At 68.9% G+C, this 22,015-nt stretch carries 26 protein-coding genes and 3 pseudogenes; 17 read left to right on the top strand and 12 right to left on the bottom strand.

The window, feature by feature from the left end; translation table 11 throughout:
- Positions 1–83: 83 nt before the first annotated feature.
- The 3 genes from LCN96_RS32915 to LCN96_RS32905 are packed head-to-tail and all read right to left on the bottom strand — an operon-like array spanning position 84 to position 1,161.
- Positions 84–587, bottom strand: a complete 504-nt coding sequence (locus tag LCN96_RS32915) for a tyrosine-type recombinase/integrase (RefSeq protein WP_225266319.1) — start codon at positions 585–587, stop codon at positions 84–86.
- Positions 584–907, bottom strand: a complete 324-nt coding sequence (locus tag LCN96_RS32910; RefSeq protein WP_225266318.1) for a hypothetical protein — start codon at positions 905–907, stop codon at positions 584–586. The genes LCN96_RS32915 and LCN96_RS32910 overlap by 4 nt, the downstream gene beginning before the upstream one ends.
- Positions 895–1,161, bottom strand: a complete 267-nt coding sequence (locus tag LCN96_RS32905) for a hypothetical protein (RefSeq protein ID WP_225266317.1) — start codon at positions 1,159–1,161, stop codon at positions 895–897. The genes LCN96_RS32910 and LCN96_RS32905 overlap by 13 nt, the downstream gene beginning before the upstream one ends.
- Before the next feature lie 83 nt (positions 1,162–1,244).
- Here LCN96_RS32905 and LCN96_RS32900 point away from each other — a divergent pair, with 83 nt between their 5' ends.
- Together LCN96_RS32900 and LCN96_RS32895 are read left to right on the top strand one after the other, a co-directional pair.
- The gene (locus LCN96_RS32900; RefSeq protein WP_225266316.1) at positions 1,245–2,282 is read left to right on the top strand and encodes a hypothetical protein; all 1,038 of its coding nucleotides are present in this window, start codon (positions 1,245–1,247) and stop codon (positions 2,280–2,282) included.
- 815 nt (positions 2,283–3,097) lie between these two features.
- On the top strand, positions 3,098–3,967 hold the full coding sequence (locus LCN96_RS32895) for a hypothetical protein (protein WP_225266315.1): 870 nt from the start codon (positions 3,098–3,100) through the stop codon (positions 3,965–3,967).
- Between the two features lie 453 nt (positions 3,968–4,420).
- Here the strand turns inward: LCN96_RS32895 and LCN96_RS32890 are convergent, their stop codons facing one another.
- Entirely contained in the window at positions 4,421–4,948 is a 528-nt protein-coding gene (locus LCN96_RS32890) for a hypothetical protein (RefSeq protein WP_225266314.1), read from the bottom strand.
- A 78-nt stretch (positions 4,949–5,026) separates the two neighbouring features.
- Here LCN96_RS32890 and LCN96_RS32885 point away from each other — a divergent pair, with 78 nt between their 5' ends.
- Together LCN96_RS32885 and LCN96_RS32880 are read left to right on the top strand one after the other, a co-directional pair.
- Positions 5,027–5,752 carry a MerR family transcriptional regulator gene (locus tag LCN96_RS32885; protein WP_225266313.1) on the top strand — a complete coding sequence of 242 codons (726 nt, stop codon included), beginning with the start codon at positions 5,027–5,029 and terminating at the stop codon, positions 5,750–5,752.
- A gap of 35 nt (positions 5,753–5,787) precedes the next feature.
- The gene (locus tag LCN96_RS32880; protein ID WP_225266312.1) at positions 5,788–6,879 is read left to right on the top strand and encodes a serine hydrolase domain-containing protein; all 1,092 of its coding nucleotides are present in this window, start codon (positions 5,788–5,790) and stop codon (positions 6,877–6,879) included.
- Between the two features lie 121 nt (positions 6,880–7,000).
- On the opposite strand, the gene LCN96_RS32875 is transcribed toward LCN96_RS32880, so the two are convergent.
- Complete coding sequence (locus LCN96_RS32875) at positions 7,001–7,522, bottom strand: reverse transcriptase domain-containing protein (protein ID WP_225266311.1); 522 nt, start codon at positions 7,520–7,522, stop codon at positions 7,001–7,003.
- A 918-nt stretch (positions 7,523–8,440) separates the two neighbouring features.
- Between LCN96_RS32875 and LCN96_RS32870 the strand changes: the two genes are divergently transcribed.
- Together LCN96_RS32870 and LCN96_RS32865 are read left to right on the top strand one after the other, a co-directional pair.
- Positions 8,441–8,941 (top strand): SigE family RNA polymerase sigma factor, encoded by a 501-nt coding sequence (locus LCN96_RS32870; RefSeq protein WP_225266310.1) that lies wholly within the window; start codon positions 8,441–8,443, stop codon positions 8,939–8,941.
- Positions 8,938–9,822 (top strand): PASTA domain-containing protein, encoded by an 885-nt coding sequence (locus LCN96_RS32865; RefSeq protein WP_225266309.1) that lies wholly within the window; start codon positions 8,938–8,940, stop codon positions 9,820–9,822. The genes LCN96_RS32870 and LCN96_RS32865 overlap by 4 nt, the downstream gene beginning before the upstream one ends.
- A 554-nt stretch (positions 9,823–10,376) precedes the next feature.
- Here LCN96_RS32865 and LCN96_RS32860 read toward each other — a convergent pair.
- Positions 10,377–10,604, bottom strand: coding sequence for a hypothetical protein (locus LCN96_RS32860; protein WP_225266308.1), 228 nt, complete (start codon positions 10,602–10,604; stop codon positions 10,377–10,379).
- A 199-nt stretch (positions 10,605–10,803) separates the two neighbouring features.
- The gene (locus LCN96_RS32855; RefSeq protein WP_225266307.1) at positions 10,804–11,001 is read right to left on the bottom strand and encodes a hypothetical protein; all 198 of its coding nucleotides are present in this window, start codon (positions 10,999–11,001) and stop codon (positions 10,804–10,806) included.
- Between the two features lie 233 nt (positions 11,002–11,234).
- Here LCN96_RS32855 and LCN96_RS32850 point away from each other — a divergent pair, with 233 nt between their 5' ends.
- From LCN96_RS32850 to LCN96_RS57510, 6 genes and pseudogenes are all read left to right on the top strand, one after another.
- The gene (locus LCN96_RS32850) at positions 11,235–11,966 is read left to right on the top strand and encodes an alpha/beta fold hydrolase (protein WP_225266306.1); all 732 of its coding nucleotides are present in this window, start codon (positions 11,235–11,237) and stop codon (positions 11,964–11,966) included.
- Positions 11,967–12,029: 63 nt separating this feature from the next.
- Entirely contained in the window at positions 12,030–12,686 is a 657-nt protein-coding gene (locus LCN96_RS32845) for a TetR/AcrR family transcriptional regulator (RefSeq protein WP_225266305.1), read from the top strand.
- 258 nt (positions 12,687–12,944) lie between these two features.
- Positions 12,945–13,196: pseudogene (locus LCN96_RS32840) on the top strand (alpha/beta hydrolase); the annotation flags it as partial.
- Between the two features lie 112 nt (positions 13,197–13,308).
- Positions 13,309–13,740: a hypothetical protein gene (locus LCN96_RS32835; protein ID WP_225266304.1), complete on the top strand. Its 432-nt coding sequence runs from the start codon at positions 13,309–13,311 to the stop codon at positions 13,738–13,740.
- A 2-nt stretch (positions 13,741–13,742) separates the two neighbouring features.
- Positions 13,743–14,105, top strand: a pseudogene (locus LCN96_RS57515) (helix-turn-helix domain-containing protein); the annotation flags it as partial.
- Positions 14,069–14,458 carry a helix-turn-helix domain-containing protein gene (locus LCN96_RS57510; RefSeq protein ID WP_404823886.1) on the top strand — a complete coding sequence of 130 codons (390 nt, stop codon included), beginning with the start codon at positions 14,069–14,071 and terminating at the stop codon, positions 14,456–14,458. The pseudogene LCN96_RS57515 and the gene LCN96_RS57510, both read left to right, overlap by 37 nt.
- Before the next feature lie 392 nt (positions 14,459–14,850).
- On the opposite strand, the gene LCN96_RS32825 is transcribed toward LCN96_RS57510, so the two are convergent.
- Complete coding sequence (locus LCN96_RS32825) at positions 14,851–15,060, bottom strand: hypothetical protein (protein WP_225266303.1); 210 nt, start codon at positions 15,058–15,060, stop codon at positions 14,851–14,853.
- On the opposite strand from LCN96_RS32825, the gene LCN96_RS57505 reads away from it, so the two are divergent.
- Complete coding sequence (locus LCN96_RS57505; RefSeq protein ID WP_225276106.1) at positions 15,007–15,663, top strand: TetR/AcrR family transcriptional regulator; 657 nt, start codon at positions 15,007–15,009, stop codon at positions 15,661–15,663. The two genes, LCN96_RS32825 and LCN96_RS57505, sit on opposite strands and share 54 nt — an antisense overlap.
- Before the next feature lie 8 nt (positions 15,664–15,671).
- On the opposite strand, the pseudogene LCN96_RS57500 reads toward LCN96_RS57505, so the two are convergent.
- Positions 15,672–15,968 (bottom strand): annotated as a pseudogene (locus LCN96_RS57500) (NAD(P)-binding domain-containing protein); the annotation flags it as partial.
- A 126-nt stretch (positions 15,969–16,094) separates the two neighbouring features.
- Between LCN96_RS57500 and LCN96_RS32805 the strand changes: the two are divergent.
- Positions 16,095–16,943: a LysR family transcriptional regulator gene (locus tag LCN96_RS32805; protein ID WP_311131969.1), complete on the top strand. Its 849-nt coding sequence runs from the start codon at positions 16,095–16,097 to the stop codon at positions 16,941–16,943.
- A 522-nt stretch (positions 16,944–17,465) separates the two neighbouring features.
- On the opposite strand, the gene LCN96_RS32800 is transcribed toward LCN96_RS32805, so the two are convergent.
- Positions 17,466–18,395 (bottom strand): NADP-dependent oxidoreductase, encoded by a 930-nt coding sequence (locus tag LCN96_RS32800; RefSeq protein WP_225266302.1) that lies wholly within the window; start codon positions 18,393–18,395, stop codon positions 17,466–17,468.
- Positions 18,396–18,489: 94 nt separating this feature from the next.
- Here LCN96_RS32800 and LCN96_RS32795 point away from each other — a divergent pair, with 94 nt between their 5' ends.
- Positions 18,490–19,446: a GlxA family transcriptional regulator gene (locus tag LCN96_RS32795; RefSeq protein ID WP_225266301.1), complete on the top strand. Its 957-nt coding sequence runs from the start codon at positions 18,490–18,492 to the stop codon at positions 19,444–19,446.
- A 580-nt stretch (positions 19,447–20,026) separates the two neighbouring features.
- Here LCN96_RS32795 and LCN96_RS32790 read toward each other — a convergent pair.
- Positions 20,027–20,323, bottom strand: coding sequence for a hypothetical protein (locus LCN96_RS32790; RefSeq protein ID WP_225266300.1), 297 nt, complete (start codon positions 20,321–20,323; stop codon positions 20,027–20,029).
- Positions 20,324–20,570: 247 nt separating this feature from the next.
- Positions 20,571–21,098 carry a transposase gene (locus LCN96_RS32785; RefSeq protein WP_225266299.1) on the bottom strand — a complete coding sequence of 176 codons (528 nt, stop codon included), beginning with the start codon at positions 21,096–21,098 and terminating at the stop codon, positions 20,571–20,573.
- Positions 21,099–21,138: 40 nt separating this feature from the next.
- Here LCN96_RS32785 and LCN96_RS32780 point away from each other — a divergent pair, with 40 nt between their 5' ends.
- Together LCN96_RS32780 and crcB are read left to right on the top strand one after the other, a co-directional pair.
- Positions 21,139–21,495, top strand: a complete 357-nt coding sequence (locus LCN96_RS32780; protein ID WP_225266298.1) for a hypothetical protein — start codon at positions 21,139–21,141, stop codon at positions 21,493–21,495.
- Between the two features lie 55 nt (positions 21,496–21,550).
- Positions 21,551–22,015 (top strand): fluoride efflux transporter CrcB, encoded by a 465-nt coding sequence (gene crcB, locus LCN96_RS32775; RefSeq protein ID WP_225266297.1) that lies wholly within the window; start codon positions 21,551–21,553, stop codon positions 22,013–22,015.

Here is a 22,015-nt window from a genome sequence, read left to right as displayed (position 1 = left end):
GGGAGGGTTATGTGACTGATCGTCCCATCGTCCCCGCCTTCGGGCTTCGGCGAATCCCTTGGTACAGGCGCTGACAGCAGCGCCTACGGGGCGGTGGAGACCGTCTCTGATACGGGTGTGATACTTCCCACCCCCGCGTCCGCGATGAGGGCAGCGAACTGATGGGCGGCGTCACGCTGGTTGCGGCGAAGGTCGTGCAGCCGCACCTCGGGGACCGGCACGGCGCCGGCCTTCTCCTGGTCCTTCCGGAACCGGGCGAGCGTCTTCTTGAACCGGGTGGAGAACCCGTGAGGGTGCCTCCACCCGCCCTCCTCGGTTCCGAAGATGAGCGCGTCGTCGCGCACCAGCTCGGCCGAGAGTGCCGCCCGCTCGACGTACCAGTCCTTGAACACCTCGACCGTGCTCGCGTCGAGGTCCACCACGCGCGTCTTCGCTGTCTTCGTGGGGCCCTCCTCGAGATACGGCTTCTGGCTCTTGACCTGCACGACGCCCACCGACCGGCGGATGCTCACCGTGCCGGCCGCGAGGTCGAGGTCGAGGTCGCGCCAGCGCAGCGCGAGCGGCTCGCCGCGGCGCATGCCCGTCATGGCCAGGACCCACCAGGCTGCGTGCAGGAAGCTGTGGCCCTTCGTCCACGCCAGGAACGCGGCCAACTGTCGCGGTGCATCTCCGGCGCCTTGGCTTCCTTCGCCGATGGCGGCTTGGCCTTGTCGGCGACGTTCTTCCCGAGCAGCGGCGGCTCGCCCTCCACGGCGGCCTGGAGCGCCGCGCGGATGATGGTGTGCACGTAGCGCACCGTGCGGGCGCTGAGCGGCTTCCCGTCGAGCTCCCCCTTGTGGTTGCGGTGGTCCTTGTCTTCAAGGAGGCGGTACATCTCGTTGAGCTTCCCCGAGGTCAGCACTGCCATCTCCAGGCCGCCGATGTACGGCTTGATGTGTAGACGGATGTTCCGCTTGTGGCGGCCAGGCGCAGGCCGGCGGCCCAGGTGTCGAGGTACTCGCCGACGGTCTGCTTCGACGGGTCGATCCACTCGCCCTTCTCGGCTTTGCCGAGAGCGGTGCGTACCGCCTTCTGCGCGTCCTTCTTCGTGAGCCAGGGCTGGCGGTTCTCGTCGCGCCGGCGGAGGATCGTCTTCTTCTCGCCGTTGTCGAGGGTGAGCACGAACGTGATGCCCCACCGCTCGGCGCCGTTGAGCTCGCCAGTGGATCAACTTCGGAAACAAACCCATGTCACCAGGAGTCGGCATGACCCGCACCACGCCCCCGCGGCCAGTCGACATCACGGCGGTCTTCCCCCAATTGGCGCCGCTGGCGCGCACGGCGACTCGGTTGCACCCCCGCCCCGGATCGCCGTCCACCCGCGACAGTTCGATCGGCGGTCCGCTGCTGTGGCCGGCCACCGAGCCGTGGCCGCACTGCGACGGCCCCCACGAAGTGGATGGAGTGAACCCGCCCAGGTCCCTGGCGGACGTACGGCTGGAACGACGGATCCGTGCTGCCGCCAACGGCAGGAGCATGACACCGCAGGAGCGGGAGACCCTCGACCGGATCCGTCCCCCTTGGGACGGTCTGCCCTTGAAGTCGGCGGTTCCCCAGCCGTATGACGGTTCGATGGCGATGCTGCCGGTCGCGCAGCTGTACGTGCGTGACGTGCCCGGTTTGCACGCGCCCGCAGGGGCGGACCTGCTCCAGGTGCTGTGGTGCCCCTTCGACCACCCGATCATGCCCAAGACCGCGCTGTTCTGGCGGTCCACAGCTGCGGTCACCAACATCCTGAACACGCCCCCTGAGCCGCACACGGTGCAGTTCGACGACTACGTGCTCGAGCCTTGCCTGATCGACCCGGAGCAGGTCACCGAGTACCCCAACCCTCTCCAACTGGACGAGGAGCTTCGCGAGCAGGTGGAAGAGTGGGGTGCGCGGCATAAGAAGCCGGACAACGACGACGACGAGGGCGAGGCCACCTACCAGTATGAGTTGTCCGTCGCACCCGGCTGGAAGGTCGGCGGTTGGGCGGGCTGGGGCCTCACCGACCCTGTTCCTCAGAACTGTCCAGCGTGTGGCGCATCCATGCAGCCGCTGCTGACCATCGCCACGTGCGAGTGGGACGCCGGCAACCACAGCTGGATCCCGTACGAGGACCAAGCCGCCGTGTCGTCCACCGGCTACGGCTATCCCAACCCGAGCCACCCGACCGCAGTCCACATCGGCCGCGGCGACAACCAGCAGCTCTACGTCTGCCCGGCGGCGCCGGAGCATCCGCACACCGAGCTGATGCAGTAGCCGGCCAGGGGGCTGCGCGAAACGCGCGACGCATCGTCATCGCCTTACTGCGCGCCGCCGGACTCATCCCCGAACGTCCGGACTGAAACCGTTCTCGGTGGGGGCCGCAGTTGCATACCGTGACCTGCCGCTATGCAGCTCGTTTGGTTGTGTGGCGCCATTCTTGCCAACGGGCCTTGATTTCTGCCCCTGTCGGCGATGTGTTGCTCACGCTTCGACCAGGGGTTTTCGATCACATTGGCGCACGTTCCTCCGGATCCTGGACGAGCAGGTCCGCGGCGAGGGCTGACGCTCCCTCTCGCGGTCCTCCCGAAACGGTCTTCCGCAGGAGCCCGCCGAGCCCCTCGAGGTCGCCGTCGACCAGGTCCCCGCCAGCGCGGCGCAGCCTTCCCCACCTCTGCTGCTCGAGGTGCCGGGCGCCAGCGTGCCGACGCCTGTCCAGCTGCGGTCGACCAGCCGCCGGAGGGCGCTGACGGCGTGCTCCGGACCGGCGAGGCCGACCCGGTCAAGCGCTGCGCCTGGTGCACCGATGACGAACTGAACGCCGTCCAGAGCGTCAAGCCCGATCGAGATAACGATCGCTCGGCGGGGACAAGACAATTACCGCACGTTAGTGCTCTATGGATTGCACCGCTGTTCTTTGACGCCGATGACATACATTCACCGCGATCAGGGTGAACGGACCCGTGACGCCGCGAATTCGTGATCGAGACCACCCCAGACCAGCAAACCAAGCGTTTGCCAATCAGCTGTTGAACGGACTCCAGCACCTTGATGGATCGAACGAACGACCTGGAGACAGAGGGGCACGAGAAATGACCGAAACTACCTTCACGGTGGAGTCCGAATCGCAAGCCAAGCTCCTCACCGTGCACGGATTCCTGGAGTTGCTGGTCCGGTGGGCCGACAAAAATCTCGACACCATCGCAAAATACTGGGCGATGCCGGGAGAGGGCTGGGAGGATTCCCTGCGTACTGCGCTTGCCGCCTACGCCCAGGACGACATCCAGACCGCCTGGATGGATCTGGGAGATCCGAGCAAGCGAGCGGTCTACACCACGAAGGCGCCCAAGCCGAAGATGGCCGACTTCGTGCTCAACGGCACAGTCGCCAAGTATTACGACAACGAAGTCATCGTCGAGATCAAGACCCAGTCACTCGGCCGGATCAAGGACTTCAGAAACGACTTCGAGAAAGACGTCGCCAAACTCGACGAGGTCGACGAGCAGCACGCCGACTGCGTTCGCCTGGCCGTGGGCGTCTTCTTCACCTCGGACTGGACCCAGTCGAAGAACGCGAAGGCGGCCAACGAACCCGTCGAGAACGCCAAGGTGTCGGAGAGCTTCACCGAGTGGCTCGACACCTATGACCGCGTCTACTTCTCCGACACCTACCAGCCGATCACCAGAAAGGCAGGTACACAGACGCCCCTTCAGCTTGCCAGAGCTGGAACGATTCACGTGACGAAGGGCGGCGAGAACATCCAGCGGCCCAAGGGCGCAAAGGAACTGCGGCCCGAGGATGTTCACGAGCTCGGCATCGTCTACCAGATCCTGCCTTCCAAGAACGAGGTGGAACGGGCCAAGACTGCGGCCATGGAGAACGACGCGAACGACAGCTCCAGCTCCGACAGCGTCTTCGAGAAACGGCCCAAGAGGCGCCGGGTGGAGACGAACAACAAGTGACCGACCGGATCGGGGCGGCCGGCGACATCGCTACACCGGAGATCAGGCAGGGCTGCCGGGAATTCCCCGGCAGCTCCCCAGGACTGGAGCTACATCGACCGCGGCTTCTCCGGCACCACCGTCCACAGCCCCACGCCGGCGGCCGCAAGCTCAGCACGTCCGTGGAGACCAAGCGCAACATCTTGGCCGTGCTCACCGCGATGTCACGAACCTGGGCCTGGCTCACATGCCGGCCCTCCGCTCCCGAAGCTGTCACCAGCCCCAACGTAGCTCTCTGTAATCACCGCTACTTCTGTCATCCGGCTTCGGCGCTGAAGCGACCGTTAGCGCGTGCCTGGCCTCATGGCGTGTCATCGGGGCGGGGACAGTTCCGTCTGCGATACGACGACACTCGGGAGGCGCGCCGAGCGGCCTGCCCTTCGACCTGACCGTCCTCACAAGGCTCGTGCTTTCCTAAGCGGCGGGTCCTGGCGCGGGCGCCCTTGGCCTTGACCCGTGCCTGGCGGGTGGGCAGCTCCAGGTCCTCGATGTCGAGGGTGAGGATTTCCTCAGCCCGGGCGGCCGTCTCATACAGGAGCCTGTAGAGGGCTTCTCCCGGACGCCGACGTCGCGGCGGGTGATCAGCCGGTCGATCGCGGTGCTGGAGCGGGCAGGGGGCTGGCTGTCGGGGGCGGCCAGCCGCCTGGCCCAGGCGGGCACAGCGGGGGCGGCATGGCCGTGCTCGCGGCACCAGGCCAGCCACGACAGTATGGCGGCGCGGCGGGCGTTCCAGGTGTTGACCGCCGCCTTGCCCCACAGCGCCTCCAGGGCCTCGCCGATCTCGTCATCGGCCACCGCCGCGAGCGGTCGCTGCTCGCCGAGCCGCAGCGCGGTCTTGCCGACGCGGGCGGCGTAGGCGCTCACGGAGTTGGGGTTGGCCACGGTGTCGAGGAAGGCATCGGCCGCGGCACGGGCCGTCAGCCCCTGCCCTGTCGGCCACATGGGAGCACTTCGACGGGATCGAGGGCGATGTGCGAAGATCGCCATCCAGCCGCCCGACGCCTCTGACCGGGAGGGATCGTGCTCACGATCGGTCAGCTCGCCGCCCATGCCGGGGTGACGGTTCGGGCTGTACGCCACTACCACCAGCGTGGCCTCCTGCCCGAGCCCGCCCGCGACGAGTCCGGCTATCGCAGGTACGACGCGCAGGCCGTCGTCGACCTCATCAAGATCAGAACGCTCGCCGACGCCGGTGTCCCCCTCGCCCGCGTCGAGGAGTTGATCGGCGCGGCTCCCGCGGAGTTCGCCGAGGCCGTCACCGAGATCGACGCGTCCCTGCTGCGGAAGATCAGTGAGCTCACCGAGCACCGCCGCCGGATCACCAGGCTCGCCGCCGGAGACCGGGCTTTTCTGCCCGCCGACGTCATCGAGCTCCTCGATGTGCTGCGCGGCATCGGCATCAGTGAACGACAGGTACACGTCGAGCGTGACGTCTGGATCCTGCTGACGGCGCTGTCACCGCAGTCGGTGTCCGCATGGGTGAGGACGAAGAAGGAGGTCCTCGCCGACCCCGGGTCCCAGGGCATCTACCTCGCCCTGGACGAAGCCTTCGACTGGCCGCCGAGTGACCCCCGGCTTCCGCGGCTCGCCGATCGCATCATGACCTGGATCTCCCGCTCCGGCCCAGCCGCCAGTGAGGACCAGCCGGCGGCCACCGCCCTGATCGACGGTCTGATCGACAGCTCATCACCGGGTATCCAGAGGCTCTACACGCTCCTTCGAGACCGGCAGCGCACAAAGGCTTGACCTTGACCCTGCGTCAGGGGCCCAGCATCGGATCCATGACGAACTCACCTCAGACATACGACCGATCGACGCTGGAGACCGACCTGAAGGCCATCCACGCCAAGGGGGTCCCCGGGCTGCTCGCCGCGGCACACACCGGCCGGGAACTGCTCACCGTCGGCTACGGCTCGGCCGATCGCACCTCGGATGTGCCGATCGCCCACGGCAGCCACTTCCGGATGGGCAGCACCACCAAGACGTTCACCGCCACGCTCGTGCTCCAGCTCGTGGGCGAGGGCCGGCTCAGCCTCGACGACACCGTCGAGGACTGGCTGCCCGGCGTGGTCCGCGGCAACGGCAACGACGGCACCAAGATCACCGTCAGGCGGCTGCTCCAGCAGACCAGCGGGCTCGCGGAATACATCTACGACGTTCCGATCTTCACGGCGAACGATTTCCTGGAGCATCGCTACGACTCCTACACCTCCGAAGAACTCGTGGCCATCGCCATGCGGCATGAACCGAAGTGGCTGCCCGAACCGGGCGATCAGCGCTGGAGCTACACCAACACCAACTACGTCCTCGCCGGGATGATCATCGAGAAGGTCACCGGAAACTCGCGAGCACAGGAGGTGACGAACCGGATCATCCGGCCCCTCGGCCTGGACCACACCTTCGCGCCCGGCGACGATCCGCGGCTTCCTGACCCGCATCCGAAGGGCTACACCGAGTTCCCCGACAGCGCCGAACCCGTGGAGACCACGGAGATGAACCTCACCCCGTGCGATGCCGCCGGCGACCTCATCACCACGGCAGCCGACCTCGTGCGGTTCTGGCAGGCCCTGCTCGGCGGCGAGCTCCTCCAGCCCGCGCAGCTCGCCGCGATGAAACAGACCGTCCCCGCCGCCGAATGGGATCTCATCTGGCCCGGCGCGCGCTACGGGCTGGGCATCGGTCAGTTCCCATCCTCGGGTGGCACGTACTGGGGTCACGCCGGAAACACGCCGGGCCACACCGCTCACAGTGGGTTCACCGAGGACGGGCGTCGAGGGATGGTCCTGTTCACCACGTTGTGGCAGCCGAACGAGAACGCGCTTCCGATCGAGAAGCTGATCAACGACGCGATGGACCATCTGATGTGCGATTGAGACGGGTCGTGAGGCCGGGCGGCAGGCCGTTCTGTTCCAGGACCTTCCTGGCCTGCCGGACTCGGCGCGTCAGCTCTGGCCCTCCTGGCCCAGCACGCGATAGACGCCGGCCAGGGACGGGTTACAGATGGTGGATCTCGGCGACGGCGTCGTGTGCTCGCCGGTTGGGGCGAAACCCATATGAGGACGGCAGAAAGTCCGCCTCGAAGATGGGTTCCAGCACCGCCTTGAGGCTGGTCTGGACCACTCGGTCGGCGATGGCGGGGATGCCCAGCTTGCGCAACTTGCCGCCCGCCTTGGGAATCATCACCTGCCGCACCTCAGCAGGTTCGAACTCGCCCGACTTCAGCGAGGTGCGAATCTGCGCCAGGAAAGCCTCAACCCCGATCCGGGTCTCGATCTGGAAGGCTGTGACCCGATCGACTCCCGGAGTTCGTCCTCCGGTGTTGGTGGACACGCGTTCCCACGCATGCATCAGAAACGCCGGGTCATAGACGAGGTTGAACAGGTCACCAAACCGGCGGTCAGGGTCTTCGACCGCCCACCGGTGCAACTTGATCTGCATCCTCCGTACCGCCAGGTAAGCCGACTCAGCATCCGGCCACCTCACGGCGCCGGCATTCACCGGCGCATCTTCGGACATTGCACTCTTCTCCTTGGCTGACACGCTGCCGCCCTTCCCCACGTGCCGGGCTCTCCCCGGCTCCGAGTACTACGGCGGCTCCGCCCCGCTCGGGCCTTCGGCGGGCATCACACCTATCTCCCGCCGCCCGCCTGGAAAGGCAAGCAGCAGGAGAACGAACCCGAACGGTTCCCATGTTCACTGCTGTCCGATCAACGGGTCAGGCACCCGGCTCCACCCCTGCGGCCTCACCACGGCCACGCCGTAGTCCTTCACCGTGACCTCCCAGCCCAGGCTGCCAATACCCGACCAGAAGTTCCTCGCCCGTAATGAGGAGCGAGTACGCACCGCTGACCAGCCCACATCCACCGGGTTGGAGCTGGCAAGAATTCAAGAGGCGTAAGACACCGGTTCCTCGCGTGTACCTTCCCGTCTCGCTCACCGGGCCCGGCCCATCCGGCAGTGCTGGACCGACCCGACTTCGTCGAGGCTGCTCCCACCCTCCCGGTGATCCCCGGCTCAGGCTGCCTCCTGCTTCACCCCGCCGCTACGACAGCCGGGCGATGGTGGTCTTCCACCTCCATTCGGACAAACAGCGCTTTCCATGGCGCACTGACACGTTTCTTGTCGACGTCCTCTGCTTCGCACACCGGGGGCGTTTCGGGCGGATGAGTAGATGATCCCTGGAGGTTCTCGGCCCGGTGAACGCAGCGGCCGCGCTCACGCTGGGCCTTCCAGATCCGAGACCTGAGCCGCTCACTTGGTTCAGGTCCGAGACGACCGTGTGAGGAGTAGCTCGAGTCCGGATTCGATCCGGTGGCGTGTCTCTCGCATCCGTGACCTGGCGCAGGGGACGTGCCGTCCTCTTGTCGCTCGAGACAGGCACTCAACCTCTGGACGGGTTCGCGCGTTGGGGAGTGCGAAAGGGGATCCTCACTGATGACAGACGATGACGAAGCGGCCTTCGACGAGTTCCTCGCCGCCAGGAGCACCTCGTTGCTGCGTACGGCGATCCTGGTGTGCGGGGCGACGCGGCACGACGCCGAGGATCTGGTCCAGCACGCGCTGGAGAGGGTCTACCGGAACTGGCCCCGTATCAGGCACAGCAACCCCGAGGCGTACGCGAAGAAGGTCATCGTGAACGCGGCGATCAGCAGGGCTCGGCGACGCAAGGTGGTCCAGGAGATCATGTTCGCCCGGCCGCCTGAGACCCCCGCCGACTCTCCCGACCTCGATCTGCGCGACACGCTCATCGGTGAGTTGCGCAGGCTGCCGCCCAGGATGCGGGCCGTGCTCGTGCTGCGCTATTGGGAGGACCAGTCGGAGCAGGCCACCGCGGCCATGCTCGGCTGCTCGGTGGGGACGGTCAAGAGTCAGGCGGCGCGTGGGCTCGCCAAAATCCGCGAAAGCATGGATGTCGCAAAGGAAGTGACCAGATGACGATCGAGGACGACCTCGCGAACGCCATGGCGGCGCATGTCTCCGGCGTTGAGGCCGCGCCGAGCCTGGGCAGCACCGTACGCCGCAGGCATCGCGCGCACGTGATCAGGCTCCGCGTGGCGGGGGCGGCACTTGTCACGGCGGCCGTGGCCGTGGCCCTGCCAGCGATGGTGAACTTCGGCGAACCCGCGAACACCTCCAAGACCGCCACCGGCCAGGACCGCGTCGTGATACGCGACAACGTGACGGTGCCCGACGTGACGGGCCGGCGCACCACCGAGGCGGTGCAGGCGCTCCGCGACGCCGGGCTGAAGGCCGTGCTGTCCGGGAGGGAGGTGCACAACGGCAAGGTGATCAGGCAGGAGCCCGCCGCCGGTACGGTCGTCGCATGGGGCAGCCCGATCAAGCTCGCCCAACTCCCGTCCGCGCCGAGGCCGCAGGCGCTGGGAGACCTCGGCGACGGGCGGGAGTTCGGCGGCATCCGGCTCACCTACCTGCCCGCGGGTCTCGAATGGGGCAAATGGTCGAACGACGATGTGATCGGTGCCGGCGAGAGCTACACCACCAGCTACCAGAAGCCGGGGGCTCCCGAGGGTGAATATTCCGTCCAGGTGATCGTGGCCCATGGCACGTCCGCGGATGCTCTGTACAACTTCATGCCTGAATCGCAGGTCGAGATCATGGACATCGGCGGCAGGCCGGCGCGGCTGTCCAAGGACGGTGATTCCGGCGCCGCCGGCGGGCCGAGCACGCCCACGATCACCTGGAAGCTCCGTGACGACGTGGCCGTCAAGGTATTCATCGGCCCCGGGTACGCCAAGGAGATCGATGGCTTGAGCGAGCTGAAGAAGATCGCGGAGGGTATCCGCGCGATCAAGTGAACGACGGTGCCGATGGGGCCGGACGGATTTCAGGATTGGACAGGGAGTCGTTGTCGCCAACCCTGTCGGGCCTACGCCAGGCCAGATGCGAGTCCAGGCGGGCACGGCGTGGCGCTGCCCGGCCTTGCGCGGGCCGACGGTCAGGTCCTCGGCCAGGGCCGGGCACGCCACTCGGCCAGCCTGCCCCGGTGGTACGGGCGAACCGAGCGCGACACATGCCTCTGGGAGCGTGACCACAAGGCCGAAGGCGCCCCACAGCTCTGCGGCCATGTGCCTGAAGCCATCGACAGCCCACCGTCAATCCAACTGACGCCCACCGCTGCGTGCAGGGGACTCCGGACATCTGTGCAGCACGACTTTGGAGTCCGGCTTGCTCGTCGTGCTCCTCAGTGTGCGGGTTACCCGGTCCGCTGTCAGGAGCGCTCAAGCCCTCCGCACTTCGCCAGGCAGCGGCGCCGCTACCTGGCTCTGCTACCCTGACGGCCGCTCAACGACAAGCACCTCAACTCCGCAAGGTTCGGCCGCCACGCCTGGCTCCTTCGCCCCCGTGGGCGTCAGTCATTGTGATAACCGCCGTCAGGCTGGTACCCGCCGTCCGGCGAGATGGGGGCACCGGATGCCTCCCAGGGGAACTGCCGCGCCACGCTCGGCGCCGCCGCCGCAGACTTCTCAATGCAACTCCCCGTGCACGAAGCCGCCCCTGCCGCCGTCCCGCCGAACGTCACCATGGCCGTGGCCAGCAGACCCGCCGTCGTCGTGGCGGTCACGAGCTTCCTGATCATCTCTACCCCGTTCCCCGGTTGTCTGCTTGTCCGGCCGGATGGCCGCGATGATGTCGACGCCTCTCCCGCACCGTACGAGCCTGTCGTTGAGGAGGTTGTGACCGAGGGCACTAAAGTGGCCCTGGTTTATCCCGATATTTCCCCGCCATTCCGGCCATCGTTCGGCCCCACCTCACCCGACGCGCTCACTTCGGCGGCCTCATCCGAAGCAGGCCGCCACCACCCGCCGGCCTGCTCCGTGCCGCCCCTTGCGTTCGGCGTCGCCGACCGGGATGGTGTGCGCCTCGCCCTCGCGTTCGACACCGTGCTCCAGCGCCCGGCGCGCCTGGCCTCCCACCGGACGCCGGCGAGCACGCCCCTCCACGCTCTGCCCGCGCTCGCTCTCCCAATCGTGCATGTGCACGGTCTCGCGCGCGCCCGCACGCGGAGGGAGGGCTCCGCCCCCAGGGACGTCGAGATCAGCTACCGCGGTACTCGCGGCCTGCTCTTGCCCTGAACTCACCACATGCCTGAACAATGTGACTAGACATGATGTATGGTCACTTGCCGGAAGGCACGGGGGTCCGGTCAGGCGGTTGCCCCGTGCCCGGCGCGGCCCGCGAGGGGCCGCCCGTGGCATGAGGAGATGCTGTGCGAGAGAGTGTGGAACGTCCGACGTTTCTGCTGGTGCCGGGAGGCCACCACGGGCCGTGGGTGTGGGACCGGCTGCGAGCGGTCCTCGCCGCCGGCGGCTGGGCCGCCCGCACGGTGACCCTGGCCAGCGCGGTGACCGACCCGTCGGCCTCCGAGCCCCTGCCGGGCATGTACGACGACGCCCGGATCATCAAGCAGACCCTGAACGAGATGGACGGCCCCGTGATCGTGGTCGCGCACTCGTACGCCGGCGTGCCTGTCACCGAGGCGATCGCCGACGCCTCCAACGTCGTGCACGCCGTGTACGTCGCGGCCTACATGCTCGACGTCGGCGAGGGCATGTTCCAGACCCACGGCCTGTCCGCCCCCGACTCGCTCGCCGGGCTACGTCCGCCGGAGAACCCCGACCTGAACCTGCCCGCCGCCTTCTACGACGGCGACCCCGCGAACCCGGAGACGGCCGAGGCGTCCGCGCGGCTCGTCCCGCAGACGGTGCGTGCCGACTACGAGACGGTGACGCGGGCGGGCTGGAAGACCGTCCCCAACAGCTACGTCATCCCTGACGCCGACGTGTCCCTCACCGGCACGATCGCCGAGAGCATGGCCAAGCGGGCCGACACGGTGTACCGCGTGCCCGGCCACCACGCGCCGTTCTACTCCCACCCCGAGGAGTTCGCGAAGGTCCTGGTGGAGATCGCGACGAACACCCAGGCCGCCGGAACGGCGTAGGTTTCCTGTCAGCCGCGCCCCGCGCGACCTGACCTGCTCGACCGTGACGACCGGAAGGTGCTCATGCGTTCTGTTACTCGGCGCCAGGCCGGCAACCAGGCCGGCAACCAGCCCAGCAACCAGGCCATGCGCTCGGCCGCCAGCGAGGCCCAGTTGCTGTCGGCCGTGGAACGGCTGCTCGGCAGGGGTGAGCCCTTCACGGAGATCAGCGTCCAGCGCATCATCGGCGAGGCCGGCGTGTCACGGGCGACGTTCTACGCGCATTTCCGGGGCAAGTCGGAACTCCTGGTGCGCCTGGCCCGCCGCCTGCACGCGTCGCTCCTGGAGATGGCGCGGCAGTGGGACCCGGGCGCGGGGGAGGACGGAGCCGACCGGTACGCCCGGTTCTTCGCGGAGGTGATCACCATGCACCGCGCCCACTGGCCGGTGATCGCCGCCGTCCGCGAGGTGGCGGCCTACGACCCCGACGTCAGCGACTTCTACACCGCCGACCTGGAGGGCTTCGACGAGCACGTGCTCGGCACCCTGCTGGCCGAGCAGAAGGCCGGAACGACGCCCGCCGACCTGGACGCCGCGGCCGCGAGCCGGATCATCGTCTGGGGCGGCGCGCAGGCCATCGCCCGCCACATCAGCGTCGACGACGGCAGCGGCGACGCCTCCTTCGCCCGCGAGCTCGGCCGCATCTGGTGGCACGGCGCCTACCGCCGCCCGGCCGGGTGACGGCGGGCGATCCGTTCCAGCGTCGTTGAGAGGATCGCAAGGGTCAGCGATCAGCTTGTCTTGGATGCGACGTTTCATCACCACCATGTCGCCCGTGACCGCAAGCAGCCCTGGCAGCCGTGACCGGTGTGACCGGCACGGCGAGCGGCCGGTCCTTCGACTATTACGGGCAGCGGCCGGCCTGGCCGGCGTGCGGTAACGGGTACGAGTGCGCCTCACTGAAGGTCCACTGGACCATACGAAGCCGGCGGCAAGCAGATGAAGTCCAGCTTGATCCGGCCGCCCGCGGCGGGAAGGAAGATCGGCTCGCTGGTGCTCGCCTTCGGCGGCCCGGGCATCTCCGGCCGGTCAAGGCAAGGGGTGCGCCAGGAAGGTTCGGGCCCACGGCTCGCCCCCATCGTGGCGGTGGGCACGATCCGCGACCCGGCGACGCCGTACGCGCTGGCCAGGAGGCTGGCGGAGCAACTGTCCGAGGGCGTGCTGCTGACCAGGGACGGCGACGGCCACACGCCCTACGCCGGCGGGTCCACCTGCCTGCAACGGCAGATCGACCGCTACCTGATCACCGCAGACGACCGGGTTCCTCGCCTTCGCCGACGAGCTACGCCAGGCCGGGCACACCGTGCACACACCGGACCTCTTCGCCGGGCGCACCTTCGCCGGCCTGGACGACGGCCTGGCCCACGCCGAGAAGATCGGCTTCGACAAGCTCCTGGAGCAGGGCGTCCGCACCCCCGACACCCTGCCGAACGAGATGGTGTACGCCGGCTGCTCGCTCGGCGTCATGTCGGCCCAGACGCTGGCGCAGACCCGGCCGGGGGCCCGCGGGGCGTTGCTCTTCGAGGCCTGCCTACCCGCCTCAGAGTGGCCGGACGACGCCAAGGTCGTGCTGTCCTCCGATCCGGAGGGCAACACCTTCACGCCCTTGGGCTCCATCAGCCCACACGTGCACTGCCTCGCCAGCCCGTCCGGCTGCGACAACGAGGTCGTCAACAAGCCGCGGCCAGAACAGCGCGCCCGCCATGCTGCTCTGGCCGCGGTGAGGAAGGGCTGAGTATGCACCCTCCCGACCACGCTGAGCGCGCAGATGTGGAGCTCACCACGGGCCCGCCAGCATCAACTGGCGGGCCCGTGGTGCCTTTGGCCCCCCGGCACTACCTGAGGTTGAACTCGTGGTGTCGTAGGGCTGATGGCTTGTCGTCCGTGCGGTATCACCGGAGCAGGCGATATCCACAAGGAGGCGGGCTGACTGCCGAACGGCAGCAGTTCCGCGAGGAGTTACGGCTCAAGGCGGCCGAGCGGTTCGCCCAGGGCGAGGCGAGCTCGGTCATCACCTCGGTCATCGCCAAGGCCCTGCGCGTCAACGTCCGCTCGGTACAACGGTGGCGGCAGAAGTGGGGGCAGGGCGGTCCGCGGGCCCTGCGGTCGCGGGGGCCGACATCGCTGCCGAGGTTGGGCCAGGAGCAGTTCGCGCAGCTGGAGGCGGAGCTGGCCAAGGGGCCGACCGCGCACGGCTGGGAGGACCAGCGCTGGACACTGGCGCGGATCAAGACGGTGATCGGTCGGCGCTTTCACATGCCTACACGATCCAGGGCGTGCGGAAACTGCTGGCGCGTAACGGCTGGTCCTGGAAGGTCCCGGCCCGACGGGCGATGGAGCGGGACGACGGGGTGGTGGCCGGGTGGGTCAAGGAGGTGTGGCCCTGCGCGGAAGACTCGCGGCGGCCCGTGGGCCCTGGCTCGTCTTCGAGGACGAAGCCGGATTCTCCATGACGCCGCCGCACGCGAAGACCTGGTCACAGCGCGGCCGGACCCCGGTGGTGCGGGATGGCCGCGCCGCTCGCCCTGCTCTGCGGGAGCGACAGCGGGATCGACAGCGGGGGCGTCGGCGGGGTCAACGGCGGGGTCAACGGCCGGTGGGGAGGGCCGGGGGCCGGTGCGGGACTGCCACAGCGACACCGCCACCACGACAGCCACCGCGACGCCGATCGTCCGCGGCCGCGATCCGCCTGCCTGTCCCGCAACCACGCTTCCTATCGTGGCGGCACTTTAGGCGACCGGGCAGCACATGCACACAAGTCCGTAGTCAAGATCCATAACCAAGCGCTGAGAGGCGATTATGGAGGCCCGATCTACCTCTTGATAACCGAATCGCGAGGAAGTGCTCACGCACACTTTGATCTTGGCAGCAGCAGCAGCAGCAGTAGCAGCAGCAGGACGACCGGCATCGTGACGTATCCGACAGTGTCGAACACGTCAGCCTGGTCAGCCACGAGCGGCACCGTCCCAGCCCGCTCATCCATCGGCTCGTGGGGCTGTCGATGGACGAGATCGCCAAGCGGGCCGGCGTCTCCCGGCAGGCTCTGTACCTGCACTTCACCGACCGGACGAGCCTGCTGCTGGAACTGACCGAGCGGTTGACCGGCCTTCCCCCTGAGGCGCCTCCGGGCGCAGCCACGGCCACGCATCCACGACGAGCAGGCCGCCCTGGTGCTGCCCGTGGTTCACCTGTCAGCCGCTACATCTCGAAACCGGCAGGCCCACGCACCGTAACGGCGGCCAGTTCCTTGACCCTGGCGGCGGATACGGGCACACCGGGTGCAGCCTGGACCCAGGCCACCAGTTCGTGCACGGTCAGACCGGACGGCGGCTGCCCCACGTACGGGAAGGCGTACAGCGGGGTGTTGGGTCCGCTGCGCCAGCTGTCGGCCAGCGAGCCGAGATCCACCGCGTCGAAGCCGAGGATGTCCAGCAGGTCCTGCACCTCCTTCTTGGCGGCCGGGTCGTCGCCGGACAGCGGCAGCGCGGTGCGGTCGGGGGCGCCGGCCGGGCGGAACAGCTCCAGCACCTGCTTGGGGCCGATGTTGTGCAACGCCTTCACCACCCGGGCGCCGGCGAGGTGGCGCTGCACCAGCTCGCTGGAGGTCAGCTCGTCGCTGTCGAGCTCCGGGATCCTCCACCCGGGCTTCGGCGCGTAGTTCATCGGGTCGATCACGGTCTTCCCGGCGAGTTCCGCGCGGGGCAGCCGCTCGCGGGCGGCCAGCGGCAGGGACGCGAGGACCAGGTCGGACTCGCGCGCCGCCTCCGCCACAGTGGCCGCGCGGGCTTGCCGGCCCAACTCGGAGACGAGCCCGGCCAGCGTCCGCGGACCGCGCGAGTTGCTCAGAATGACGTCGAGGCCGGCGTCCACGGCCCGGCGGGCGACTCCCGCGCCGACCATTCCGGTGCCGATGATGCCGAGAGTGACTGTGCTCACTTCTTGTCTCCGTTCGGGTGATTCCAGATGTCGCGACAGCTCATGTCCAGGCCCGCGCCGGGCGGGCCGTCACCCATCACAGCCGGAGTGAGCTGCGCGAACAATGGCCACACACCACCCGCAACGATCACATCATGTGATAGATCAGAAGGAATGGAACTGAGGGCCCTGCACTACTTCGTGACCGTCGCCGAGGAGCTTCACTTCGGACGCGCGGCGCAACGGCTGCGGATCGTGCAGCCGGCGGTGAGCCAGCAGATCACCCGGCTCGAACGCGAGCTCGGCGTGCGCCTGCTCGACCGCACCTCACGCAAGGTGCGACTCACCCCGGCCGGCGAACGGGTGCTCGCCGCGGCCCGGGAGACCCTGGCCGCGGCGGCGCGCGTCCGGGTGGTGGCCGGCGAACCGGCAGCCGCGCTGCGGATCGGGGTGGCGTCCTGCCTCACCCAACGGCTGGAGCGCGCCCTGGCTCGCCTGCGCGACAGCGAACGCCCCGCCGAGCCGATCCTGATCGACCTGCCGGTGACCGCGCGCCTCGACGCCGTCCGCGACGGCGAGCTGGATCTGGCGCTGGTCCGCGGCGCGGTCACCGCCCCGGCGCTGACGGTGGTCCGCGCCTGGTCCGAGCCCCTGCACGCGGTGCTGTCCAGCAGCCACCCCGCCGCCGACAAGCCCACGGTCAGTCTGCACGACCTCGACCCGCACGGCCTGCGGCTCCCCGCCCGCGACGGTGACCCTCCGCTGCACGACGCGATCCTCGCCATGCTGGCTTCGCCGCCACCACGGCCTCCCGCCGGAGACCTGCTCAACGTGCTGTACGAGGTCGGCCGCGACCCTGCGGGCTGGACGCTGATGCCGGCTGAGCAACTGACCGGCCCCCGCGCCGGCCGGGTGCTCCACGTGCCGTTCAACCCGCCGCTGACCATCGACGGTCAGGTCGTGGCGTCACGTGCCACGCCGGAGACATGTGTGGCGTCATACACGGCGGCGTTCGCGGATTGACGACTTCTGCGGCGGATCCCGGCCGCGCGGCGCACCCTGCCGATGGATCGCACTTCGGCACGCCTGCGACCACGTGCGCCTGGTGGCCACCCTCGCGAGGCAGGACGGAGGAGTCCCCGAGATGCGCGGCAACTGGTACCGGATGCGGGAGACCTGTGATCGGTTCGCAGCCGGACTCGGCCTACTCCCTACAGGATCGTCCCGAACCTGAACCTTCAGCGCTCAAAGTCCCGCAACGGCCCAGAGGTTACGAAGAGTGAGGGATCTTGCTGACACCGGTGTCGGGCCGACTGTTATCCGTTGTCGTTCGCTGTTGAGCCGCAGGAGAGTGCCCCGGTCCCGCGACGCTGATGTCGGTAGCAGAGTGTGAGTTCCGGCGGTAAATGGATTTGGCGCACTTGATGCGGCCGGGCCGCTCGAGGTTGGTGTGGATGACGGCGCCTCGCAGGACGTCGCCGGTGGTCAGGCGAGGGGGAGGATCCGGGAGGGTCCTGCGAGGCGATCGAGAAGTCCGAGAGCACCTCAGCGCACGGTGAGCACCAGTTTGCCGGTGGTACGCCCCGTCTCCCCCAGTTCGTGGGCCCGTGCGCCTTCCGCGAGGGGGAAGGTGCCGGAGACGTGGGCGCGGAGCCTGCCGCGTTCGACGAGGTCGGCGATGGCGCGCATGCCGGCCTGGTCGTGCTCGACGATCATGACGATGGCCCGGACCCGCGCCTTCTCCGCCGCTGCCGGGGTGTCCTCGGCGCCCGGCACGAGGGAGACGAGGACGCCGCCGGGGCGGAGCACGTCCACGGAGCGGGTGGCGGTCTCCCCGCCGAGGGCGTCGAGGACGACGTCGTAGCGCTCGCCGGCGTCGGTGAAGTCCTCGGTGCGGTGGTCGATGCAGGCGTCCGCGCCGAGTTCGCGCAGGAAGTCGTGTTTGGGGGCGCTGGCCGTACCGGTGACGTGGGCGCCGCGCTCCTTGGCGATCTGTACGGCGAGATGCCCCACCCCGCCCGCCGCTGCGTGAATCAGCACCCGCTGCCCTTCCCGCAGACCCGCGGTCTCGGCGAGGGCCTGCCAGGTGGTGAGCGCCGCCAGTGGCAGGGCGGCGGCGTGCACGTGGTCGATCCCGGCGGGCTTGGCGGCGAAGGCGCGGGCGGGGCCGGTCACGTACTCGGCGTGGGAGCCGGCTCCGTGCGGGTAGGGCAACATGCCGAACACCTCGTCACCGGGCTGGAAAAGGGTGACGCCCGGGCCCGTCTCGACCACGGTGCCGGAGACGTCCCAGCCGAGGGTCAGCGGCGGGGGCGGCAGGAAGATGCGCCGGGCGCGGTGCTTGAAGTCTGTGGGGTTGAGTCCGGCGGCGTGCACCGCAACCAGGATCTCCCCGACGCGAGGCACGGGCCGTGGCAGCTCAGTCAGCCGCAACACCTCCGGTCCGCCGAGTTCGGTCTGGTGCAAGGCAAGCATCTTCGGAACGTTCGTCGAAGTCATGCCTCGATCCTGGCCGTACGGTCACGCCCCGGGCGATGGCAAGAAGGTCATCCTCCGATACATTCTTGCCATGTCCTCCCACAAGGTCGTCGTCCTCGCCCTCGACGGCGTCTACCCCTTCGAGCTGGGCATTCCGCACCGCATCCTGGGTTCCGCCAGCGGCCGTTACGAGGTGGTGAGCGCGAGCGTGGACGGCCAGCCCGTACGCACCGACTCCGATTTCGTCATCACCCCCGCCCACGGCCCCGAGGTGCTGGCCGAGGCGGACACCGTGGTCATCCCGCCGTACGCGCTCTCCCGCGACTCTGCCCTGTCCCCCGACCCGCGGGCTCTGGCCGCCCTGGCCCGCGTACGTCCCGGCACCCGCCTGGTGTCCATCTGCACCGGCGCCTTCCTGCTGGCCGCCGCCGGTCTCCTGGAGGGGCGGCGGGCCACCACCCACTGGGCGCTCACCGACGTCTTCCAGGAGCTGTTTCCGCAGGTCGAGCTGGATGCCGGAGTGCTGTTCGTGGACGACGGCGACGTGCTGACCTCGGCGGGGGCGGCGAGCGGGGTGGACGTCTGCCTGCACCTGGTACGCCAGGACCACGGCGCGGAGGTGGCCAACCAGGTCGCCAGGTCCTGCGTCGTGCCCTCGTACCGGGACGGCGGTCAGGCCCAGTACATCGAACGGCCGCTGCCACCGGCGAGCGAGACCGGCACGGGGCCGACCCGCGACTGGGCGTTGCAGCGGCTGGAGCTGCCCCTGTCGCTGGAGGAGATGGCCGCGCACGCGGCGATGAGCACCCGCACCTTCGCCCGGCGCTTCCGGCAGGAGACCGGGCTGAGCCCCGGCCGCTGGCTGACCCAGCAGCGGCTGCGGCGGGCGCGGCATCTGCTGGAGTCCAGCGACCTGCCGGTGGAGCGGGTCGCCCACGAGGTCGGCTTCGCCACCGCCACCTCCCTGCGGCGGCACCTGGCGGCGGAGGCCGGCGTGGCGCCATCGGCGTACCGGCGCACCTTCCGCGCCTCGGGCCCGGTCGGCTAGCACCTCGGAGAACGACCGGTATGCTCCAGCCGATCGCCGGAGATCACCCTGCCTGAGGAAATACCGACGCCGCCGGGATGCGAAAGCGCCTCCACACCGAGATCCCGGCGGGCGAGCTGCACCATCACGAGTCCTGGAGCCGGCCATCCGGTAGCCCGGAGCGGCATGCTCCTCAACCGTTGGTGAGGTGGGCGGTGAAGAAGCCGGTGAGCTTGTCCACGGTGGCGTCGATGTGCTCCTTCTTGTCCTCGAGGTCCACGTGGCTGGCACCCTCGATCCAGTGGATCTCCTTGGGGCCGGTGGCACGCCCGCTTCAGTCTCGACCACCGACCCAGCGCACCGGTCGACACACACGCACCGCGAGACGGGCTTCCCTGCCGCGCACCGCCCGGCTGCGCCTCCAGAAGCGCAGTAACGGAGTGTCACCCTCACTGACCACCAACTTGTCGCGAGCCACTGCCGAGAACCGGCTCCGGCTCCCTCTCGATGATCTCGGTGACAGAACGTGCAGGGTGTCAGGAGTAGCGGAGGACGCGGGCCCGTAGAAGGTCGAAGTTCGCGCGGCCGAACATCTGCCGCTTCAAAGATTTGATTTTGTTGACGGTTCTTCGACTGCCCCGCTGTTGTGATCGAGTGTCAGCCCGGCCTGCACTGCGGCGTGGTCGCGTCGCAGGCCGGTGGCGAAAGTGGCCAGGTAAGGCGAGGCTCCGGTATCGGCGGCGGCGATCCAGTCGTCGAGCAGGTGGCCGTCGCGGTTGGTCATCGTCGCGGCGAAGCTGCGGACCAGCTCGGCGGTGTTCATGAGTTCGGGGCAGCGGGCCAGGATTTGTTCGAGTCTCGTCTTCTCCTCGGTGTCCAACCGGTCGGGATGGGTCATGAGCCAGCCGGTGACGCGGCGGGGTTCGGGCGGTGGACATGGTTCTTGCTGTACTTCCTGGTATCCGCGCAGTGGCTGGAGCCCGCCTTGGACGGCACGGCGGCTGCCGGTGAATCCCTGAGCTTGATCTCGGCATAGAGCTGGACGGCGTTGCTGCAGCCCTCGTTCCACCGGCGGGTGAGGTAGGGCTTGAATTCATCCAGCTTGCTGGGCGGGCGAAGGTCGGGGGCCAGGAGACCTTTGGCCCTCAGCTCCTGGACTTGGGCGTAGCGTTCGTGTGTCCGCGCCACCATCGGCCGTTCGTTGCCGTAGGAGTCCAGGGTCTTGGCCGCTGGACGGGTTCCTGGACGGATTCGGTCCCGCTGCCGAGGTCATCTCTGATCGGAGCGTCTTGGCCGGAGACTTCCTGGAGGCAGGATCGGTGCGCACGGATCGTCTTCTCCAGTGCCGTGGCGAGGTTTTGCCACAGGTGGAAGCGATCAGCGACTTGGATGGCGTCGGGCGCGCCCTCACGGGCGCCGTCGGCGTAGGAGCCGGCCCGATCTCGGCAGATCACCTGCACCCCGGGATGGTCCTTCAGCCACGCGGCCAGGTCATCATCGATGGGACGGTATATGTCCATGTCCACCAGGACGGTGCCGTAAGAGTGTCCGCGCTTTTTGGCGAAGTCGTCGACGCCCAACACGGTGACCTGCCCTATCTCGGGATCGGGCAGCGCCCGCAGGATCCGTAGCAGCGTGGATCTGCTGACCGGCACGCCGGCCAGGCCTGCCATGCGGGCACCAGCACGCCCGGCCAGTGCTATCGCGATCGAGGTGAGCAGGGCGGGCGACCGGGACCGGTTCGGCGAGCCGGAATGGGCGCGGGCCGTCCGTGCCATCGCCCGGGCCCGTGAGCAGATGGCGGCGATCCCCCTCGACGACACGGCCGCCTGGGCCAGCGCGGCCGCCGAGGCGGCCGGGGTGATGGCGATGTGGTCGGCCCGGCTGGAGACCTTCTGCCCCGGCGGCCCGATGGCGGCCGCCAAGCCACTGCTGCATCGCCCCTGGAGGGAGATCTGGTGGCGAAAGGCCAGCGCCGAGCAGATCGCCGCCTCCTGGCAGGCCGCTACTGCTGCGCGGCGCGCCGCCCCGCCGCCCCCCGCCGCCGCTCGGTTCACACGCCCGGTATGAGCTGCTACCCGGGCGGGCACGTTACCTCCTTGTACCTAGAGGTAACGTGCCCGGTATGACTGATCGTCCCATCGATCCGGATGTCGATCTGCACGTGCCGGCGCAGCGGGCCGAGCCGCTTGGGCCGGTGCTCGCCGCGATCGCGGCCGGCGGGGCGCTCGGCGCCCTGGCCAGGTTCGGCGCGCAGACGGCGCTGCCGAACGGCCCCGCCGACTTTCCGTGGGCGACGTTCCTGGTCAACGTGTCGGGCTGTCTGCTCATCGGGGTGCTCATGGTGGTGATCACCGAGGTGCGCCGGGCCCACCGGCTGGTGCGGCCGTTCCTGGGGGTGGGGGTGCTGGGCGGGTACACGACGTTCTCCACCTACGCGGTGGACGTGCGGCGTGCCGTCGCGGCGGGCGCGCCGGTGACCGGGCTGGTCTACCTGGCCGCGACCATGCTGGCGGCGCTCGCGGCCGTGGCGGCCGGCATGTGGCTGACCCGGCGCGCCGCCGCCTGGGCGAGAGCGGCCGCACGGTGA

Origin of the sequence: Nonomuraea gerenzanensis (assembly GCF_020215645.1) — a bacterium.
In the GTDB taxonomy this organism is placed as follows: Bacteria; Actinomycetota; Actinomycetes; order Streptosporangiales; family Streptosporangiaceae; genus Nonomuraea; species Nonomuraea gerenzanensis.
This window is presented reverse-complemented; position numbering and strand designations above follow the sequence as displayed.

Coding starts and splice junctions, on each gene's coding strand:
- LCN96_RS32915 (WP_225266319.1), bottom strand. CDS start 587: ATGACGGGCATGCGCCGCGGCGAGCCGCTCGCGCTGCGCTGGCGCGAC.
- LCN96_RS32910 (WP_225266318.1), bottom strand. CDS start 907: ATGGCAGTGCTGACCTCGGGGAAGCTCAACGAGATGTACCGCCTCCTT.
- LCN96_RS32900 (WP_225266316.1), top strand. CDS start 1,245: ATGACCCGCACCACGCCCCCGCGGCCAGTCGACATCACGGCGGTCTTC.
- LCN96_RS32895 (WP_225266315.1), top strand. CDS start 3,098: ATGACCGAAACTACCTTCACGGTGGAGTCCGAATCGCAAGCCAAGCTC.
- LCN96_RS32890 (WP_225266314.1), bottom strand. CDS start 4,948: ATGTGGCCGACAGGGCAGGGGCTGACGGCCCGTGCCGCGGCCGATGCC.
- LCN96_RS32880 (WP_225266312.1), top strand. CDS start 5,788: ATGACGAACTCACCTCAGACATACGACCGATCGACGCTGGAGACCGAC.
- LCN96_RS32875 (WP_225266311.1), bottom strand. CDS start 7,522: ATGTCCGAAGATGCGCCGGTGAATGCCGGCGCCGTGAGGTGGCCGGAT.
- LCN96_RS32870 (WP_225266310.1), top strand. CDS start 8,441: ATGACAGACGATGACGAAGCGGCCTTCGACGAGTTCCTCGCCGCCAGG.
- LCN96_RS32865 (WP_225266309.1), top strand. CDS start 8,938: ATGACGATCGAGGACGACCTCGCGAACGCCATGGCGGCGCATGTCTCC.
- LCN96_RS32860 (WP_225266308.1), bottom strand. CDS start 10,604: ATGATCAGGAAGCTCGTGACCGCCACGACGACGGCGGGTCTGCTGGCC.
- LCN96_RS32855 (WP_225266307.1), bottom strand. CDS start 11,001: ATGCACGATTGGGAGAGCGAGCGCGGGCAGAGCGTGGAGGGGCGTGCT.
- LCN96_RS32845 (WP_225266305.1), top strand. CDS start 12,030: ATGCGTTCTGTTACTCGGCGCCAGGCCGGCAACCAGGCCGGCAACCAG.
- LCN96_RS57505 (WP_225276106.1), top strand. CDS start 15,007: ATGGACGAGATCGCCAAGCGGGCCGGCGTCTCCCGGCAGGCTCTGTAC.
- LCN96_RS32805 (WP_311131969.1), top strand. CDS start 16,095: ATGGAACTGAGGGCCCTGCACTACTTCGTGACCGTCGCCGAGGAGCTT.
- LCN96_RS32800 (WP_225266302.1), bottom strand. CDS start 18,395: ATGCTTGCCTTGCACCAGACCGAACTCGGCGGACCGGAGGTGTTGCGG.
- LCN96_RS32795 (WP_225266301.1), top strand. CDS start 18,490: ATGTCCTCCCACAAGGTCGTCGTCCTCGCCCTCGACGGCGTCTACCCC.
- LCN96_RS32790 (WP_225266300.1), bottom strand. CDS start 20,323: ATGACCCATCCCGACCGGTTGGACACCGAGGAGAAGACGAGACTCGAA.
- LCN96_RS32785 (WP_225266299.1), bottom strand. CDS start 21,098: ATGGCAGGCCTGGCCGGCGTGCCGGTCAGCAGATCCACGCTGCTACGG.
- crcB (WP_225266297.1), top strand. CDS start 21,551: ATGACTGATCGTCCCATCGATCCGGATGTCGATCTGCACGTGCCGGCG.